Genomic DNA, 18719 nt, shown 5'->3' on the forward strand with positions numbered 1-18719 from the left:
CCATTGATGAGTGCTTTTACGCATCCCTCCGCGCTATCGAAAGGCCCTTGCCTCTACCATAATAGCTGCAGAGGGAGCCCTTATGGCCTCCCCGTCTTTTCTGCGCCCCGGGGCTCAATCACCATGCATGATGTACTGCTACGACAAGCCGTCGCCGGCGACCTTAAAAACCTCGTCGAACTCGAAAACCTGTGCTTTGTCGAAGACCGCATTTCCCGGCGGAGCTTCCGGCGTTTTCTGGAAGTGCCCCGAGACCGACTGATCGTTGCGGAACTGGGTTCCGATCTGGTGGGTTACTGCCTGGTTCTGATGAATGCCGCGACCCGTCTCGCCAGAATCTATTCCATTGCGGTTTCCCCGAATGCCCGTGGAAAAGGTGTCGGAGAACAACTGATCAAAGCGGCAGAGCAAGAAGCGTCCGATGCCGACCGCATTGTTATGCGCCTTGAGGTACGGGAAGATAACGTCGGCGCCATCAATCTCTATCGACGCCTGGGTTACCGACAGTTCGGCACCTACCGCGATTACTATGAAGACCACGGTACCGCGCTGCGATTTGAGCGACGTATTCTCTACTACGAACCCGCCCGGGAGTTTCTACCGGTACCTTATTACCCGCAGACGACCGAATTTACCTGCGGTCCATCGGCTCTGATGATGGCGCTGTCGGCGCTGGATGAGCGTCAGCCGTTAACCACCCTTGAAGAGCTGAAAATATGGCGCGAAGCCACCACCATTTTCATGCTTGCGGGCCATGGAGGCTGCGGCCCCCACGGCCTCGCACTTTCAGCCTGGAACCGCGGCTTTCAGGCCAGCGCCTGGATTAGCCAAGAGGGCGCTCTGTTCAAAGACACCGTCCGTAACGACGATAAAAAGCGGGTATTGGAACTGGTGCATGAGGGGTTTCTGCACGACATAGGGCAAACCGGCATCCAGATACACCACGACCCATTAACACTGGATGCGATGGAAGAGGCCCTGCTTAGAGGCGAGATAGCGGTTATTCTCATCAGCACCTGGCAACTGAACCGCAGCCGGGCACCTCACTGGGTGACGGTGTGCGCCATCGATGAGGATTTCGTGTATCTGCACGACCCCGAGATCGACATAGAGGAAGGTGAAACCGTGGCCGACAAGCAATATTTACCGATCGACAAACGGGTGTTTAGCAAGATCTCGAGTTACGGCCGCAACCAGCCGCTGCAAGCAGCGGTGATTGTCGGCCCACCAAGAGCATAATCAGCCATTGCGGATGGCTGCCTCCTTCAATTCCGATATCCGGTCTCGCAAACGGGCCGCTGCTTCAAAATCCAGATCAGCGGCGGCTTTGTACATTTCATCTTCAAGACCCGCCACTTCTTTAAGAAGCTCTTGCGGTGACCGTTTGCCGGCCGCCACGAGGTAGTCTTCCGCCTCTTCCGCAGCCTTCTGGCCGGGCCGATCAGCTTTGCGGCGACCACGCCCGCCGCCGGGAGCCCCTTCCATGATATCGGCAATTTTTTTATTTAGACCGGTCGGTGTAATGCCATGCTCTTCGTTATGGGCCTGCTGTTTCGCCCGGCGACGCTCTGTTTCGTCCAGCGCTCGCTGCATGGAACCGGTAATCCTGTCGCCATACAGAATGGCTTTGCCGTTCACGTTACGAGCAGCGCGCCCAATGGTCTGAATCAGCGAACGCTCGCTACGCAAGAAGCCCTCCTTGTCGGCATCCAGAATAGCCACCAGAGAAACTTCTGGCATATCCAGCCCTTCTCGCAACAGGTTGATGCCCACCAGCACATCGAACTCGCCCCGGCGCAGATCCCGGATAATTTCGACCCGTTCCACCGTATCAATGTCCGAATGCAGATAGCGCACTCGAATATCGTGCTCCATCAGGAAGTCGGTTAAGTCCTCCGCCATACGTTTGGTTAACGTGGTCACAAGAACACGCTCTTTAACCTCAACCCGGGCGTGAATCTCGGAGAGCAGATCGTCTACTTGGGTAGACGCAGGACGAACCTCTATTTCCGGATCCAGCAACCCGGTCGGACGAACCACCTGCTCCACCACCTGCCCGGCGTGTTCAGCTTCATAATTACCGGGGGTCGCCGACACGAAAATCATCTGAGGCGCAATCCGCTCCCACTCTTCAAAGCGCATGGGGCGGTTGTCCAGTGCCGACGGCAGGCGGAAGCCATATTCAACAAGTGTTTCTTTACGCGAACGGTCGCCCTTGTACATCGCCCCGATTTGCGAAATCGTCACGTGGGATTCGTCCACCACCAGCAAAGCATTCGGCGGCAGATAATCGAACAAGGTGGGTGGCGGCGCGCCCGGATCTCGACCAGACAGATAGCGTGAGTAGTTTTCAATGCCGTTGCAGTAACCCAGCTCCAACATCATCTCGATGTCGTAACGTGTGCGTTCTTCCAGCCGTTGAGCTTCTACCAAGCGATGGTTATCCCGCAACTGTTTCAGCCGTTCATCCAGTTCCACTTTGATATTTTCGACCGCATCCAACACTTTTTGGCGCGGAGTGACATAGTGAGACTTAGGATAAATGGTGACTCGCGGCACCCTACGCAGAACTTCGCCGGTCAGTGGATCAAAATAACTGAGTTGCTCAACTTCATCGTCAAACAGCTCAATGCGAATGGCCTCACGTTCGGATTCGGCCGGGAACACATCAATCACGTCCCCCCGAACCCGGTAATTGGCGCGATGGAATTCCACGTCGTTCCGGGTGTACTGCAGCTCGGCCAATCGGCGCAGTATGGCGCGCTGATCAACCGGGTCACCTCGATCCAGATGCAGCATCATCTTCATGTAAGACTCAGGGTCACCCAAACCGTAAATCGACGATACCGAAGCGACGATGATCGCATCCGGTCGCTCCAACAGCGCCTTGGTCGCCGACAAGCGCATCTGTTCAATGTGCTCGTTAATAGACGCATCTTTCTCGATAAACGTATCGGAAGACGGTACGTAGGCTTCTGGCTGGTAGTAGTCGTAGTAGGAAACGAAGTACTCCACCGCGTTGTCAGGGAAAAATTCTTTAAACTCACCGTACAGCTGCGCCGCCAGAGTTTTGTTGTGGGCCATCACAATGGTTGGCCGTTGCACTTCCTGAATCACGTTCGCGATGGTGAAGGTTTTACCGGAGCCCGTAACACCCAGCAGGGTCTGATGGGCCAGACCTGAGTGAATGCCGTCTACCAGCCCGGCAATCGCCGTGGGCTGATCCCCGGCTGGCTTATAGGGAGAATCGACACGAAAAACACCCTCTTTGGGAGCACGAGTTGATTGACTAGCCATAATTGGCAAAGAACCTCCAGTCGTCAGTGGCAACCATCACGGCTACTACTTACAAGAAATTTAGCGATACCGTCGCTTCATGATACCATCTGCACGATCGACGGCCGTGTAAAATTCAGACGGGAATCAGAACTCCCCGTGCTAACACGCCGGTCGCAGCCCATAAGACGCAGCTTTAAGGAGCTCAAGTTTGGACCTTCAACTTTCCAGCCGTGTACAGGCTATCAAGCCATCTCCAACCCTCGCCGTTACCAACAAAGCAGCAGAGCTTCGCGCTGCTGGCCAAGATATTATTGGCCTGGGCGCAGGTGAGCCGGACTTCGACACCCCAGAGCACATCAAACAGGCCGCCATTGAAGCCATTACCAACGGCCAAACCAAGTACACCGCCGTTGATGGTACGCCAGCTCTGAAAAAAGCGATCATTGCGAAGTTCAAACGCGACAACGGTCTGGAATACGAAGCCAACCAGATTCTGGTATCCAGTGGTGGCAAACAAAGCTTTTTCAACCTGGCACTGGCTACTTTGAACCCGGGCGACGAAGCCATTATCCCTGCTCCTTACTGGGTATCTTACCCGGACATGGTGCTGGTTGCAGAGGGTAAGCCGGTTATCATCGAGACATCCGTAGATACCCGCTTCAAGATCACCCCGGAGCAGCTGGAAAACGCGATCACCGACCGTACCCGTCTGTTCGTGATCAACAGCCCCTCTAACCCGAGCGGCATGGCTTACTCGATGGAAGAGCTGAAGGCGATTGGTGAAGTGCTGAAAAAGCACCCGAACATCATGATCGCCACCGACGACATGTACGAGCCGATTCTGTGGACCGGCAAGCCGTTCTGCAACATCGTCAATGCCTGCCCTGCGCTTTACGAACGCACGTTCGTGCTGAACGGTGTTTCCAAGGCCTACTCCATGACAGGCTGGCGTATCGGTTATGCCGCAGGCCCGGCGAAGATCATCGGTGCGATGAAGAAGATTCAATCTCAAAGCACGTCTAACCCCTGCTCTATCTCCCAGGCGGCGGCTACCGCTGCACTTGATGGTGATCAGGCATGCGTAGGCGAGATGGTTAAGTCGTTCAAGGAGCGTCACGACTGGCTGGTTGATGCCTTGAACAAGTTGCCGGGCGTTGAGTGCCCTTACGGCGACGGGACCTTCTACGTGTTCCCAAGCTTCCAGGGCGCAATCGACGCAACAGAGGGCGTAAGCACTGACGTTGAGTTCGCCGAGAAACTGCTGGGCGAAGCGGGCGTTGCGTTGGTTCCGGGTTCTGCGTTCGGTAGCCCGGGGCACATGCGCTTGAGCTTTGCAACCAGCATGGACAACCTCGAGAAGGCCATTGAGCGTTTGGAAAAAGCTCTTGGCTAATTTTTTTAGTTAAGGGGTTGACGAGGCGGTAAGGTCACACTAATATACGCGCCTCGTCACATGACGATGTTCCCCGATAGCTCAGTTGGTAGAGCAACGGACTGTTAATCCGTTTGTCGCTGGTTCGAGCCCAGCTCGGGGAGCCACTATTTCGAAAGCCCGCTAGTTCTATGAATTAGCGGGCTTTTTTGTGGGCGTTCGTTTTACCCGATTGTTCTGGAGATTGCCGCCTTAGCCTGCTTAGCTAGTTGCAAGGACAGTGTGGGAAGCCCTTTCCAAAAACCGCTACAAGCACATCCATGTGCGCTTCTCTCCGGCCATCCATGGCCTACGAAATTTTTGGAAAGGGCTTCCCACACTGCCGACCAAGCAATGCCAATATACGCGATTCAAACCACATTTCGACGCTGCACTGACCAACAGACACCACTCTAGCCGACTATTGCTACATAACTTGATCTAGGGTCGCGGGAGCTGACTCCCAAAAATGTGCGGAGCCATGGATGGCGGAGCAGAAGCGTCACATGGACGTGCCGAAGGAGCGGTTTTTGGGAGCCAGCCCCCGCAGCCCTACCCGCAATCCTCACAGGCTAGGGCCGGGAATCGGCTTCAAGAAACAAGTTTAAACAGCGGCAACCTCAGCATGAATAGCTTCCAACGCCGCCAGAGGGTCGTTAGCCTTGGTAATCGGGCGACCAATAACCAGGTAGTCAGAACCCGCTTTCAGGGCATCTGTGGGGGTCATGATACGTTGCTGATCGCCCTTATCAGCAGTCAATGGGCGAATGCCCGGGGTGATGAGCTGGAAATCAGCACCCTGCTCTGCTTTCAGGCGCGGCGCTTCCTGGGCGGAGCACACTACGCCATCCAATCCACAATTCCTGGTTAGCGTTGCGAGGCGGGACACCTGCACTTCTGGCGAATCGGTAATACCGATACCTGCCAAATCATCGCCTGACATACTGGTCAGAACCGTAACAGCGATCAGCAACGGCTTATCTGCACCAAACGACTCCAGGCGCTCTCGACAGGCGACCATCATCTTCTCGCCACCTGACGCGTGAACATTCACCATCCACACACCCAGGTCCGCTGCGGCAGCAACTGCCGACGAAGTAGTGTTCGGGATATCGTGAAACTTCAGATCAAGAAAGACATCAAAGCCACGGCTCTGCAGCGCCCTGACCAGTTCCGGGCCGGAGCGGGTAAACAACTCTTTGCCAACCTTCAAGCGACACTTGCCCGGGTCAAGCTGATCAACAAGCGCCAGCGCCGGATCCTGAGAGGGAAAGTCTAAAGCTACAATGATTTTCGGGTCTTTGGGGTTTTGCACGTTCGATTTTCCCGGTCAGTAAATTAAAACGTTATTCGGCTTCCACACCTTGAATCGGCCGCACGGTCTCCCACTGTTTACAGCTCGGGCACAACCAATGCAGCTGCCGACCATCGAAGCCACAGTTCACACAGCGATAGATCGGACGATTAGCCAGTATCAGATGGCCAATACGACTCACCAGACGTCCTTCATCGGTCGTCATTCCCTTCTCGTAACCTGCCAACTCCACAAGGCGCAACAGACCTCGCATGGACGGGCGCACCTCCAGCTCCTGACGCAGCAAATCAATGGCTGCAGGGCGGCTGGACGAACGCTCCACCGATTCTACCAGCGCAAGCAGCAAGCTGGTGCTTGGGTGTTGTTCATAAAGTTTTTTCAGCTTCTTGAATAAACGCCCCACGTCACCATGATCGCGCTCAAGTTGCATCAGCCGTTCAACGGCCTCAGGGCCAAATTGGGGGTTTTGATCGAACACCTTCAACCCCTGCTTACTCGCCTCGCGATAGTTACCCTGACGGACATGCAACTTCATCAACAGCAGGGTCGCGCGCACACACGAAGGGTCGTATTCCAACGCTTCTCTGAATAATTTCTTCGCCGTCCAGCGATCGTCGTCTTTCAATGCAGAATCGGCCAACTCGCAAGTGATGTAAGCCAGCGTTTTAAACATCACCGGATCCGAATCAGTCCGAGTCAGCGTTTTCGCCACTTGCCCGGCTTTTTCCCACTCTTTTTCTTGCTGATATAGCTCTATTAGCTCATTTGCGGCACGGCGGCCATACTCACGATCCCCCATCAATTCCTGAAACAGCGCTTCCGCTCTGTCCAGCAACCCGGCGCCCAAATAGTCCATGGCCAGTTCGAGCGTCACTTTGGGGGTGTAGCGTGCAGGCAATTCGGGGCGGGCCAGCAAATTTTGATGTATCAGAGTGGCGCGATCTGTTTCGCCTTTATTGCGGAAATGGCTTCCAATCGACAGATGAAGGCTGACCGTGTCTTTGTTAACCGGCAAGGATTGCACAAAGTTCTCAACGGCCTGATCTGAATAATTGGTAAATAAAAACTGAAGCCGATCTTTAACCGAATCTACGTCAGATATGGTTTTACGAGATCGACGATAGGCACTGCCGTACCGCCCTACTAGCCAGCCAACAGCAACAGCTACCGTGAGAAGCAGCCAGTTGAACACTAATTCCATTAAAGTGCCTGGTCGTTATCAGCCCGGGATTTCTCTAACGCCTGCTCCGTGCGCTCAAGCCGCTTCTTGAGATTGCGACGGGATACTGAGGACCGAAACGAACCGATCAACATCAGCAGAACACCGACCAGCGCCCCAAGAACAAACGACAAGATAATCCAGACAGCGACCCCGTGAGGCTGGGTCTCGAACAGCAGAAAATTAAGAGACACCGCCATCTGATTATTCAACGAGAACACCAGAGCAACGACTATCAGAATTACGACCAAGACAATTAAGAGAATCTTCTGCAGTGCTGCCATCTCGTACTCGCTCCAGACGGATAAAATTGCGATCTCATGTTGCTGCAAGATTCACTTGCGCGAAGATTAAAAACCCTTCTTCAAACTATCATTAACCTGTTCCCGAAGCTCTTTTCCGGGTTTAAAATGCGGCACATACTTCGCAGGCAACTGCACAGCTTCACCGGTTTTGGGATTTCGGCCGACACGCGCTTCGCGATGATGCAAAGAAAAGCTGCCAAACCCTCTTATTTCAATACGCTGCCCATCCGCTAACGCTTGAGACATATGCTCAATGATCGTCTTAACCGCCAGCTCGACATCTTTAACCGAGAGCTGCGTCTGTTTTGATGCTACCAGTTCAACCAGTTCGGACTTCGTCATGAGGCACTTTCCTCTGTCATTATTATTCCGCACTTAAATGCTGGATTCCAATGACTCTAGTTTAGCCAAACCAGAAAAAAACACAAAAAAAACGGGCTCTTAGAGCCCGTTTTTTTCACTACCAACCAGACAATTAGTCTTTGTTGGCGTTTTGCTGCTGCATCTGTTCCTTGATCAGGTCACCGATGGTGGTGGCGCCTGAGGTTTCTGCAGCCTTACTGCGTACGCTGTCCAGAGCCTGCTTGTCGTCTTCTACGTCTTTAGACTTAACAGACAGGTTGATAACGCGGTTCTTGCGATCGATGCTGATGATCTTCGCTTCAACTTCTTCGCCTTCCTTCAGCACGTTGCGCGCGTCTTCAACACGGTCACGGCTGATTTCAGAGGCTTTCAGTACCGCTTCAACTTCTTCGTTCAGGGCGATAGTGGCGCCTTTAGCGTCTACTGCAGAAACAGTACCCTTAACGATTGAGCCCTTGTCGTTCAGCTGTACAAACTCGGCGAACGGATCGCTTTCCAGCTGCTTGATACCGAGGGAGATACGCTCACGCTCTGGATCAACAGACAGGATAACGGTTTCAACTTCGTCACCCTTCTTGTATTCGCGAACGGCTTCTTCACCGGTTTCGTTCCAGCTGATGTCAGACAGGTGAACCAGACCGTCGATGCCGCCATCCAAGCCGATGAAGATACCGAAGTCTGTGATTGACTTGATCTTACCGGAGATGCGATCGCCTTTGTTGAAGTTGCCAGAGAAGTCTTCCCAAGGGTTAGACACACACTGCTTGATACCCAGAGAAATACGACGACGCTCTTCGTCGATATCCAGGATCATTACTTCAACTTCGTCACCTACCTGAACAACCTTGGACGGGTGGATGTTCTTGTTGGTCCAATCCATTTCGGATACGTGAACCAGACCTTCAACACCTTCTTCCAGCTCTGCGAAGCAGCCGTAGTCGGTCAGGTTGGTTACACGAGCCGTTACGCGAGCACTCTCCGGGTAACGAGCTTTGATATCTACCCAAGGATCTTCGCCCAGCTGCTTCAGACCCAGAGAAACGCGGTTACGCTCACGGTCGAATTTCAGGACCTTAACATTGATTTCGTCGCCCACATTCACGATTTCGCTTGGGTGCTTGATGCGCTTCCAAGCCATGTCAGTGATGTGCAGCAGGCCGTCAACACCACCCAGATCTACGAACGCGCCGTAGTCGGTCAGGTTCTTGACGATACCTTTGATTTCCAGACCTTCGGTCAGAGTTTCCAGCAGAGCTTCACGCTGCTCGCTGTTTTCAGCTTCCAGAACGGCGCGGCGAGAAACAACCACGTTGTTACGCTTCTGGTCCAGCTTGATAACTTTGAACTCAAGTTCTTTGTTTTCCAGGTGCGCAGTGTCGCGAACCGGACGAACGTCTACCAGTGAACCCGGCAAGAACGCACGGATACCAGCCAGATCAACGGTGAAACCACCTTTAACCTTGCCGTTAATAATACCTTTAACGACTTCTTCAGCTTCGAAGGACTTCTCAAGCACTTTCCAGGCTTCAGCGCGCTTCGCCTTCTCACGGGACAGACGAGTTTCACCGAAACCGTCTTCAACAGCGTCGAGAGCTACGTCGACTACGTCGCCGATTTGAACTTCCAACTCGCCTTTTTCATTGAGGAACTGGGAGGCGGGGATAACGCCTTCGGACTTCAGTCCAGCGTTAACGGTGACCCAGTCGCTATCAACATCAACAACGGTCCCCTGAACAATGGAACCTGGCTGCATGTCGATTTCTTTTAAACTTTCTTCGAATAAATCCGCAAAGCTCTCGCTCATTATGTGCCCTATATGATCAACGCAAGTATGCTCCGTGCCGCCAGCAACACGGTCTGTTAATGATTTCCGGATTCAGCCTGTGGCTGGCAATATTTCGCTGACTCCGGCATTCCAACGACAAAAAGGTGTAGTCAGGCCTGACCTGCTGCGGCCATACACCTGTCTAACACCTCTTCTATACTCAAACCTGTAGAATCAATGACTTGCGCATCATCTGCAGGCTTAAGAGGGGCTGCTGACCGGTTCATATCCCGATCATCACGCTCCCGAATCTCGTCTAAAACGGCGTCAATACTAACATCGACCCCGGCTTCCTTCAACTGATTATAACGACGGCGTGCGCGTTCTTCGGCGCTTGCAGTCAGGAAGATTTTCACTGGCGCCTCGGGGAAAACCACGGTCCCCATATCCCTGCCATCGGCCACGACACCGGGCGCTTTCTGAAAATCCCTCTGGCGCTGCAAAAGCGCATCCCGAACCGGCTGCATGACCGCCACTTTTGACGCGTTGTTGCCGCAGGTTTCGGTACGGATGTCGGAAGTGACATCCTGCCCCGCCAAAAGCACACGCACCGGCTGGCCTACTTCTCCCGGCTCAAACTCCACATCCAGAGTGGCCGCAACTTTAACCAGGCCCGATTCATCATCCAGAGCCACACCCTGGCGGGTTGCTGCCAGAGAGGTGAGGCGATACAAGGCCCCACTATCAAGCAAGTGCCACCCTAGTTTACGGGCCAACATTTGGGTAATCGTTCCTTTACCCGCACCGCCAGGACCGTCTACTGTAATGACCGGGGCCTTACTATCCACCATTAAGAACCACCTTCTGTTCTGATATTAAAACCTGTCTGTTTCGCCAGCTCAACGAAGTCCGGGAACGATGTTGTCACGTTCGAACAATCGTTAATGGTAATCGGGCCAGTCGCCCGCAAAGAGGCCACCGCGAAGGACATCGAAATACGATGGTCTTCATGACTCTCAACCGTACCGGAGCCAATCGTCTGGCCACCCTCAATAATAATCCCGTCCGGGGTAACGGTGGTTTCAACACCGAGCTCGGCCAGCCCGTCAGCCATTACCTGGATGCGATCACTCTCTTTGACTCGCAACTCTTCAGCACCACGAAGCACTGTGCGGCCTTTGGCGCAGGTCGCTGCGATAAACAGAACGGGGAATTCATCGATGGCCAGCGGCACCTGATCTTCGGGGATTTCAATACCGTGTAACTCGGCCGAACGCACTCGCAGATCAGCCACTGGCTCACCGCCAATAACCCGTTCTTCGAGAATTTCAATGTTCGCGCCCATCTGGCGCAAGATGTTGATCACACCGACACGCGTCGGGTTCATACCCACATGGCGCAGGGTAAGATCGGAATCCGGTGCAATAGAAGCGGCTACGAGGAAGAACGCCGCAGATGAAATGTCCGCAGGCACATCAATAACACCCGCTTCCAATTTGCCGCCACCGGTGACTTTGGCCGTTGCTCCGTCTCGCTGAACCTCATAACCAAAGCCTTGCAGCATGCGCTCTGTGTGGTCGCGCGTAGGCGCAGGCTCTGTCACCGAGGTGACGCCGTTTGCATATAGCCCGGCCAACAACAGGCAGGATTTTACCTGCGCACTGGCAACCGGCATATCGTAGTGAATACCGTTCAGCGATTGTCCGCCCTTGATCTTCAATGGTGGGCGCCCGCCTTCCGCTGTATCAATCACCGCGCCCATGGCGCGCAGCGGATCAGCAACCCGGTTCATCGGGCGCTTTGACAAACTTGTGTCGCCGGAAAGTTCCGAATCGAACGGCTGCGCCGCCAGCAAGCCGGCAAACAAGCGCATGCCAGTGCCAGAGTTACCCAAATACAGCGGGCCGCGGGGCGCCTGCAAGCCATGCAGCCCTACCCCGTGAATCCGTACCAATCCGTTTTCCGGACCCTCGATGGTAACCCCCATGTCGCGAAAGGCTTGCAGGGTAGCGAGGCTGTCTTCACCTTCGAGAAAGCCTTTCACCTCAGTCACGCCTTCGGCCAATGCACCCAACATGATGGAACGGTGCGAAATGGATTTATCACCCGGCACCCGAATGTCACCGCGGACCGATCCGCCCGGCTGCATTTGAAAGATAACTTGCTGATCACTGTTATTAGTCACGTACGCCTGCCCTGAAAGCATCTTCGTAAAATGTTCGCGCGCCGCCTTGGCACGACTGAAAACCCGGAGCAAAGTCGCGCCATCGCCTTCGGCAATGGCACCCCGGAGTTCACCCAAATCGTGGGTAAAATGGTCAATCACGCGCAACACTGCGTCGCGGTTTGACAAAAAAATGTCATGCCACATCACGGGATCGCTGGCTGCAATTCGCGTGAAGTCCCTGAAGCCTCCGGCAGCGTACCGGAAGATATCCAGGTTCTCATCTTCTCCGGCTAGGGTGTCCACCAACGAAAACGCAATCAGATGCGGCAGGTGACTGGTCGCGGCCAACACTTCATCGTGGTAAGCCACCGACATAGTCAATACGGTTGCCCCGGCGCCTTCCCACATTTTTTTCAAACGAACCAAGCTTACGCTATTGGCATTATCGGCCGGAGTCAGAATCACTTTGTGATTGGCAAACAGATCGGGATTGGCTGCGCGAATGCCGCTTTTTTCGGAACCCGCGATGGGATGCCCCGGAATAACATTGGGAGGTATCGCTCCGAATACGGCTTCCACATCGGTAGCAAAGCTGGTCTTGGTGCTGCCTACATCCGAAAGTACGGCATCTTTACCCAACCATGGTTTAATTTGCTCTAACACCGTGCGTGTGGCCCGCACAGGGACCGCCAGAACAACCAGGTCACTGCCCTCAACCGCCGCTTGCAGGTTAGGAGCAGCCTGGTCAATCACGCCAAGCTCTACGCCCAGCTCAAGCTCATCGGCACGCTGATCAAAACCCACCACGCAACCGGCCAGGCCATGTTTGCGAATGGCACTGGCGAGAGAGCCACCAATCAGGCCAAGTCCAATGATGGCAACCCGTTGAAATGAAGGTGCGCTATCAGCCACCTTAATGCCCATCCCGCGCAGCTCGCAGTGCATCCGACAAGGCATCCAGGAATCGCTGGTTTTCTTCCGCAAGGCCTACGGATACGCGCAAATGATTAGGCATACCGTAACCGGCAACCGGGCGAACGATCACCCCACGACTGAGCAAAGCCTGATAAACCTCGGCCGCCTGTTGACCCACTTCAACCGCTATAAAATTACCGACAGACGGAATGAATGGCACACCGATTTTTTCGAAACCCTCGGCCAACTGACGCAAGCCGGCTTCATTCACCTCGCGGGACCGGTTCAAATAGTCTTCGTCTTCAAGAACGGCGGCAGCTGCAGCCAGGGCAATAGAGTTGACGTTGAAAGGCTGGCGCACCCGATTCAACACATCGGCAATGGCAGGTGAGCTGAAAGCATAGCCTACCCGCATCGCCGCCAGCCCCCAGGCTTTGGAGAAGGTACGGCAAACAACGAGGTTCGGGAAACGCTCGAGCAACCGGACCCCGTCAGGAAACGCTTTGCCGGTCAGGTACTCGCAATAGGCTTCATCCAGAACAACCAACACCTGTTCCGGGATACGCTGGAGGAAAGCTTCGATCGCATCGGCGATGTGGACCGTGCCGGTGGGATTGTTCGGGTTGGCGACAAAAACCAGCTTGGTACGCTCATTGACCGCGTCAGCCATGGCATCAAGGTCATGGCCCCACGCTTTTGCAGGAACCGATACACCTTTAGCACCAATCGCCTGGGCCACCAATGGGTAAACTGCGAAAGCGTATTGCGAAAACACCACCTCACTGTTCGGCCCGGCAAAACAACGGGCGATCACTTCCAATACGTCGTTGGAGCCATTACCTAGCGTAATCTGGTTCATCGCCACGCCAAACCGGCTTGCCAGAGCCTGTTTCAGCGCGAAACCATTGCCATCCGGGTACAAGCAGGATTCTTCCAATGCCTTACGAGCCGCAGCCATGGCTTTTTCGCTCGGCCCCAGAGGGTTTTCGTTGCTAGCCAGTTTGATAATCTCGTCCGGGTTCAGACCAAATTCTCGAGCAAGCTCTTCGATTGGTTTTCCGGGCTGATAAGGAGACAGAGCCTGAACACCTTCGACCGCAAGACTCTGATAATCCACTGACATTCAACGTTCCTCCGGGTTAATTCAATCTAATCTTAAAGTACGCCAATCGGGTAAGAACCCAAACGCTTCAGTTCCACCGCTTCTTCATCAATCTCGGCCAACACTTTGCGAGCAAGCTCGTCTTCCATGTGCCCCTCGAAATCGATATAGAATACGTAAGCCCATGTGCCGCTGGGCGATGGACGTGTTTCGATTCGGGTCAGACTGATACCTTCACGATGGAAAGGCTCCAACAATTGGTACAAGGCTCCCGGCTTGTTGCGCATGGACACCAGAATGGACGACTTGTCCTGCCCGCTCGCTTCAACCTCTTCCCGCCCGATAATCAAGAACCGGGTGGTGTTGTCCGGACGGTCTTCGATGCTGCTTGCCAACACCTCCAAACCGTATAGCTCGGCCGCCATATCACCTGCAATTGCCGCCGAGCCGGGCTCTTCGGACGCACGGCGAGCCGCCTCTGCGTTACTTGAAACCGTAATCCGCTCGATTCCGGCACGATGCGAGTCCAGCCACTGCCGGCACTGGGCAAACGACTGCTGATGCGAGTAAATACGGGTAATTTCCTGGTCTTTAAACTGTGGCGACACCATTAAATGATGGTGAATGCGAAGCTGTACTTCTCCGCAGATTTTCAGCGGCGACGACATGAACATATCGAGGGTATGATTCACCATACCTTCTGTTGAGTTCTCGACCGGAACGACGCCGTAATGTGCTGAGCCGGATTCGACCTCGCGGAACACCTCGTCAATCGCCGGCATCGGCACACTGATGACCGAGTGGCCGAAGTGCTTGAGCGCGGCCGCTTGCGTGAAGGTGCCCAACGGCCCCAGAAACGCGATATGCATCGGCTTCTCGAGCGCCAGACACGCCGACATGATTTCCCGAAACAGACGCGCCATTTCTTCAGCCGGCAAGGGCCCCGGATTTTCTTCTTTTATCCGGCGAAGCACCTGAGCTTCCCGCTCCGGGCGGTAGAAAAACACATCCTGCCCGGGATTCGCAGCCATTTTGACATGGGCGACTTCCTGGGCACAGGCGGCTCTGGCGCTGATCAGTTTCATGATCTGCTGATCAAGGCTGTCGATTTCGTCCCGAAGTTCGCTCAGGCGGGCCTTCTCGTCGGTCATGATCAGCCCCGCTCCTTCTCGAATTCCGCCATGTACCCGATCAACGCATCTACACCCGCTTCGGGCATTGCGTTATACAAACTCGCACGCATGCCACCCACAGAGCGATGACCGGCAAGGTTGAGCAAGCCTCGCGCGTTGGCGCCTTTCAAAAATTCACCGTTCAGCGCATCATCGCCCAAGGTGAACGGGATGTTCATCCAGGAACGGAAGCGCGGGTCGATCGGGTTAGCGTAGAAATCGCTGTTATCAATGAAGCCATACAGCTTGCTGGCTTTACGGGCATTGATTTCACCCATCGCCTGCACGCCACCCTGCTCCTTCAGCCACTTGAACACCAAACCTGCAAGGTACCAGGAATAAGTAGCTGGCGTGTTGTACATCGAACCGTTATCGGCAATGACTTGATAATTCATCATTGTCGGCGTTTCTTTGCGGGCTTTACCCAACAGATCTTTGCGGACAATCACAACGACCAGTCCGGATGGGCCGATGTTTTTCTGAGCGCCGGCGTAGATCAGGCCAAACTTCGAGACATCCAGAGGGCGAGACAAAATCGTTGATGACATATCCGCTACCAGAGGAACGGAACCGCTCTCCGGCACGAAGTTGTATTCCAGGCCACCAATGGTTTCATTGGGTGTGTAGTGCAAATAGGCCGCATCGGGCGTGGTTGCCCAGCTGGACTGATCCGGAATAGTGGTAAAACCGCTGTCTTCCGAACTGGCCGCCACATTGACGTTACCGAAGCGCTTGGCTTCGGCAATAGCCTTTTTGGACCAGATGCCCGTGCTTACGTAATCTGCTGTGCCGTTCTCACCCAGCAGGTTCAGCGGGATGGTAGCGAACTGACTGGACGCACCACCTTGCATGAACAAAACTGCGTAATCATCTGAAATCCCAGCCAATTCCCGTAGGTCTTTCTCTGCGGTTTCAGCGATGGCGACAAACTCGTCACTGCGATGGCTCATCTCCATCACCGACATGCCAGTACCGCGCCAGTCCAATAGCTCCGTTTCCGCCTGTTTCAGCACGGCTTCCGGCAACGTAGCCGGGCCGGCACAGAAATTATACGCCCTACTCATTCTTCAGTTTCCTCGCCTGCGGCACCTTCATCGGCACTTGACTCTGTATTGGCTTCTACGTTCGCGCCGTCTTCATCCTCATCATCGGATTCCGCGATACGCTCGACACCCACCAGGCGCTCGTCTTCCTGCGCCAAACGAATCAGACGCACACCCTGAGTGTTCCGGCTGAGAATAGACACCTCATCAGTGCGGGTACGCACAAGCGTGCCCTTATCAGAGATCAGCATCATCTCGTCGCCTTCGAACAACTGAAGCGCCGTCACCAGGTTACCGTTACGCTCAGAACACTGCATCGCGATCACGCCCTGACTGCCACGGCTGTAGGCCGGGAACTCGTCAATGGCGGTCCGCTTACCGTAACCGTGCTCACTGGCCGTCAACAGTACGCCGCCTTCCTGCGGAATAATCAGCGACACCACATGGTGCCCTTCGGGCATCTTGATACCGCGAACACCACGGGCGGTCCGGCTCATCGGGCGCACCTGCTCTTCCTTGAAACGAACCGCTTTACCGGCCGAGGAGAACAACATGACCTCGGCATCGCCATTGGTAATGGCCGCGCCGATCAGGGTATCCCCTTCGTCCAGATTCAGCGCGATCAAACCGCTGCTGCGCGGGCGGGAGAAGTTCGGCAGAGGCGTCTTCTTGACGACACCCGCAGAGGTAGCCATCAACACAAACTGGTCTTCCGGATAATCACGTACCGGCAGGAACGTGGTAATACGCTCGTCCTCGTCCAACGGCAAAATGTTCACCATCGGGCGGCCACGGGAGCCCCGGCTGCCACGAGGAATTTCAAATACACGCAGCCAGTAGACCTTGCCGCGGTTCGAGAAGCACAATATGGTGTCGTGAGAGTTCGCCACCAGCAGCTTCTCGATAAAGTCTTCATCTTTCATGGCCGTTGCCGCTTTACCGCGGCCACCACGGCGCTGGGCCTGGTAGTCTTCAACGGCCTGCGTTTTGGCGTAACCGGTGTGGGAAATGGTTACAACCAGGTCCTCTTCATCAATCAGGTCGGCAATGGTCAGGTCGCGCTGTGAACTGGTAATTTCAGTGCGGCGCTCGTCACCAAACTCGGAAACAACCGCTTCCAGCTCTTCACGGATAACCGACATCAAACGTTCCGGATCGCCAAGAATGTCCAGCAGATCCGCGATCTTTTCCAGAATCTCTTTGTACTCGTTCTGGAGTTTTTCGGTTTCCAGCCCGGTCAGGCGGTGCAGACGCATGTCCAGAATCGCCTGAGTCTGCTCAGGCGACATGTAATACAGGCCATCACGCAGTCCGTAGATCTCTGGCAGGTCGTCAGGACGGCAGGCGTCTTGGCCAGCACGTTCCAGCATCGCCAACACATCACCCGGGGCCCAGCCACGGCTCATCAGCTTCTCTTTTGCTTCAACCGAAGTCGGAGAGGCTTTGATCAGCTCGATCATCTCGTCGATATTAGCCAGAGCGACGGTCAAGCCTTCCAGAATATGGCCACGCTCACGGGCTTTGCGCAGTTCGAAAATGGTTCGGCGGGTCACCACTTCGCGACGGTGACGCACGAACGCATCCAGCATTTCTTTCAGGTTCAGCGTCTTTGGTTCGCCGTTAATCAGCGCCACCATGTTGATACCGAACACGGTCTGGAGCTGGGTCTGGGCAAACAAGTTGTTCACGACAACTTCCGGGTTTTCACCACGACGAAGTTCGATAACAACCCGGATGCCTTCCTTGTTGGACTCATCACGCAACTCGGTGATGCCTTCAAGGCGTTTTTCTTTGACCAGCTCAGCGATTTTCTCGATCAGACGCGATTTATTCAGCTGATAAGGCAACTCGGTGATGACAATGGCATCGCGCTTGGTCTTAGCGTCATGCTCTACCTCGTGACGGGCACGAATGTAAATGCGGCCGCGGCCCGTGCGGTAGGCTTCAACAATACCCGCGCGGCCATTAATGATGCCGTGTGTCGGGAAATCCGGCCCCGGGATGTATTCCATCAACTCATCGACGGTCAAATCCGGGTTTTCAATCAAGGCCAGGCAACCGTTAACCACTTCGGTCAGGTTGTGTGGCGGGATGTTGGTAGCCATACCTACAGCTATACCGGAGGAACCGTTTACTAACAGATTCGGTACTCGGGTTGGCATAACTTCCGGGATACGCTCGGATCCGTCGTAGTTATCAACGAAATCGACCGTTTCTTTCTCGAGATCCGCCAGCAGCGAATGCGCCACCTTTTCCATGCGGATTTCGGTGTAACGCATAGCCGCCGCGTTATCGCCGTCGATGGAACCGAAGTTCCCCTGACCATCAACCAGCGGGTAACGAAGCGAGAAGGGCTGGGCCATACGGACGATGGTGTCGTATACAGCAGAGTCACCGTGCGGGTGATACTTACCGATCACATCACCTACCACACGGGCAGATTTCTTGTACGCCTTGTTCCAGTCATTGCCCAGTTCGGACATGGCGAACAGCACCCTACGATGCACAGGCTTGAGGCCATCCCTTACATCCGGCAATGCTCGACCTACAATTACGCTCATGGCGTAATCGAGGTAGGACTGTTTCAACTCGTCTTCAATATTGACCGGCAGGATCTCTTTGGCTAATTCACCCATCGAGAAAGGTTCCTTTGCGTTATCTGG

The 18719-nt window shown here is 54.5% G+C and carries 14 protein-coding genes and 1 tRNA gene; 3 read left to right on the forward strand and 12 right to left on the reverse strand.

The genetic code is table 11. From position 1 onward, the window contains the following. The first annotated feature begins 123 nt into the window (after positions 1-123). Positions 124-1239, forward strand: a complete 1116-nt coding sequence (gene rimI / locus MWU64_RS08590; RefSeq protein ID WP_247063507.1) for a ribosomal protein S18-alanine N-acetyltransferase — start codon at positions 124-126, stop codon at positions 1237-1239. On the opposite strand, the gene uvrB is transcribed toward rimI, so the two are convergent. Next, positions 1240-3297, reverse strand: coding sequence for an excinuclease ABC subunit UvrB (uvrB, locus tag MWU64_RS08595; protein ID WP_247063509.1), 2058 nt, complete (start codon positions 3295-3297; stop codon positions 1240-1242). A gap of 190 nt (positions 3298-3487) precedes the next feature. Between uvrB and MWU64_RS08600 the strand changes: the two genes are divergently transcribed. Together MWU64_RS08600 and MWU64_RS08605 are read left to right on the forward strand one after the other, a co-directional pair. Further along, positions 3488-4672: a pyridoxal phosphate-dependent aminotransferase gene (locus tag MWU64_RS08600; RefSeq protein ID WP_247063511.1), complete on the forward strand. Its 1185-nt coding sequence runs from the start codon at positions 3488-3490 to the stop codon at positions 4670-4672. 70 nt (positions 4673-4742) lie between these two features. Continuing rightward, a tRNA-Asn gene (locus tag MWU64_RS08605) sits at positions 4743-4818 on the forward strand. 476 nt (positions 4819-5294) lie between these two features. Here the strand turns inward: MWU64_RS08605 and pyrF are convergent. From pyrF to gyrA, 11 genes are all read right to left on the reverse strand, one after another. Beyond that, positions 5295-6005: an orotidine-5'-phosphate decarboxylase gene (gene pyrF / locus MWU64_RS08610; protein WP_247063513.1), complete on the reverse strand. Its 711-nt coding sequence runs from the start codon at positions 6003-6005 to the stop codon at positions 5295-5297. A gap of 31 nt (positions 6006-6036) precedes the next feature. Continuing rightward, complete coding sequence (gene lapB, locus MWU64_RS08615; protein WP_247063515.1) at positions 6037-7206, reverse strand: lipopolysaccharide assembly protein LapB; 1170 nt, start codon at positions 7204-7206, stop codon at positions 6037-6039. After that, positions 7206-7508, reverse strand: coding sequence for a LapA family protein (locus MWU64_RS08620; protein ID WP_199007383.1), 303 nt, complete (start codon positions 7506-7508; stop codon positions 7206-7208). The genes lapB and MWU64_RS08620 overlap by 1 nt, the downstream gene beginning before the upstream one ends. A gap of 66 nt (positions 7509-7574) precedes the next feature. Further along, the gene (locus MWU64_RS08625; protein ID WP_114335658.1) at positions 7575-7871 is read right to left on the reverse strand and encodes an integration host factor subunit beta; all 297 of its coding nucleotides are present in this window, start codon (positions 7869-7871) and stop codon (positions 7575-7577) included. A gap of 133 nt (positions 7872-8004) precedes the next feature. Then, the gene (gene rpsA, locus MWU64_RS08630) at positions 8005-9696 is read right to left on the reverse strand and encodes a 30S ribosomal protein S1 (protein WP_199007384.1); all 1692 of its coding nucleotides are present in this window, start codon (positions 9694-9696) and stop codon (positions 8005-8007) included. 131 nt (positions 9697-9827) lie between these two features. Next, positions 9828-10508, reverse strand: a complete 681-nt coding sequence (gene cmk / locus MWU64_RS08635; protein ID WP_247063516.1) for a (d)CMP kinase — start codon at positions 10506-10508, stop codon at positions 9828-9830. Beyond that, positions 10508-12736, reverse strand: a complete 2229-nt coding sequence (locus MWU64_RS08640) for a bifunctional prephenate dehydrogenase/3-phosphoshikimate 1-carboxyvinyltransferase (RefSeq protein ID WP_247063517.1) — start codon at positions 12734-12736, stop codon at positions 10508-10510. The genes cmk and MWU64_RS08640 overlap by 1 nt, the downstream gene beginning before the upstream one ends. Position 12737: 1 nt before the next feature. Continuing rightward, a complete protein-coding gene (gene hisC / locus MWU64_RS08645; RefSeq protein WP_247063518.1) occupies positions 12738-13862 on the reverse strand; it encodes a histidinol-phosphate transaminase in 1125 nt (374 codons plus the stop codon). 32 nt (positions 13863-13894) lie between these two features. Continuing rightward, entirely contained in the window at positions 13895-14992 is a 1098-nt protein-coding gene (pheA, locus tag MWU64_RS08650) for a prephenate dehydratase (protein WP_247063519.1), read from the reverse strand. A gap of 2 nt (positions 14993-14994) precedes the next feature. Next, on the reverse strand, positions 14995-16077 hold the full coding sequence (gene serC, locus MWU64_RS08655) for a 3-phosphoserine/phosphohydroxythreonine transaminase (protein WP_247063522.1): 1083 nt from the start codon (positions 16075-16077) through the stop codon (positions 14995-14997). Then, positions 16074-18692 carry a DNA gyrase subunit A gene (gene gyrA, locus MWU64_RS08660; protein WP_247063524.1) on the reverse strand — a complete coding sequence of 873 codons (2619 nt, stop codon included), beginning with the start codon at positions 18690-18692 and terminating at the stop codon, positions 16074-16076. Before gyrA ends, serC begins: the two co-directional genes overlap by 4 nt. Between the last annotated feature and the right edge of the window lie 27 nt (positions 18693-18719).

The sequence above is a fragment of the Marinobacter sp. S0848L genome, from assembly GCF_023016065.1.
Classification (GTDB): Bacteria; Pseudomonadota; Gammaproteobacteria; order Pseudomonadales; family Oleiphilaceae; genus Marinobacter.

Excerpts from the sequence above, each read along its gene's own strand:
- lapB (WP_247063515.1), bottom strand. The coding sequence starts at position 7,206 with ATGGAATTAGTGTTCAACTGGCTGCTTCTCACGGTAGCTGTTGCTGTT.
- hisC (WP_247063518.1), bottom strand. The coding sequence starts at position 13,862 with ATGTCAGTGGATTATCAGAGTCTTGCGGTCGAAGGTGTTCAGGCTCTG.
- rimI (WP_247063507.1), top strand. The coding sequence starts at position 124 with ATGCATGATGTACTGCTACGACAAGCCGTCGCCGGCGACCTTAAAAAC.
- pheA (WP_247063519.1), bottom strand. The coding sequence starts at position 14,992 with ATGACCGACGAGAAGGCCCGCCTGAGCGAACTTCGGGACGAAATCGAC.
- rpsA (WP_199007384.1), bottom strand. The coding sequence starts at position 9,696 with ATGAGCGAGAGCTTTGCGGATTTATTCGAAGAAAGTTTAAAAGAAATC.
- gyrA (WP_247063524.1), bottom strand. The coding sequence starts at position 18,692 with ATGGGTGAATTAGCCAAAGAGATCCTGCCGGTCAATATTGAAGACGAG.
- serC (WP_247063522.1), bottom strand. The coding sequence starts at position 16,077 with ATGAGTAGGGCGTATAATTTCTGTGCCGGCCCGGCTACGTTGCCGGAA.
- uvrB (WP_247063509.1), bottom strand. The coding sequence starts at position 3,297 with ATGGCTAGTCAATCAACTCGTGCTCCCAAAGAGGGTGTTTTTCGTGTC.
- MWU64_RS08620 (WP_199007383.1), bottom strand. The coding sequence starts at position 7,508 with ATGGCAGCACTGCAGAAGATTCTCTTAATTGTCTTGGTCGTAATTCTG.
- MWU64_RS08625 (WP_114335658.1), bottom strand. The coding sequence starts at position 7,871 with ATGACGAAGTCCGAACTGGTTGAACTGGTAGCATCAAAACAGACGCAG.
- cmk (WP_247063516.1), bottom strand. The coding sequence starts at position 10,508 with ATGGTGGATAGTAAGGCCCCGGTCATTACAGTAGACGGTCCTGGCGGT.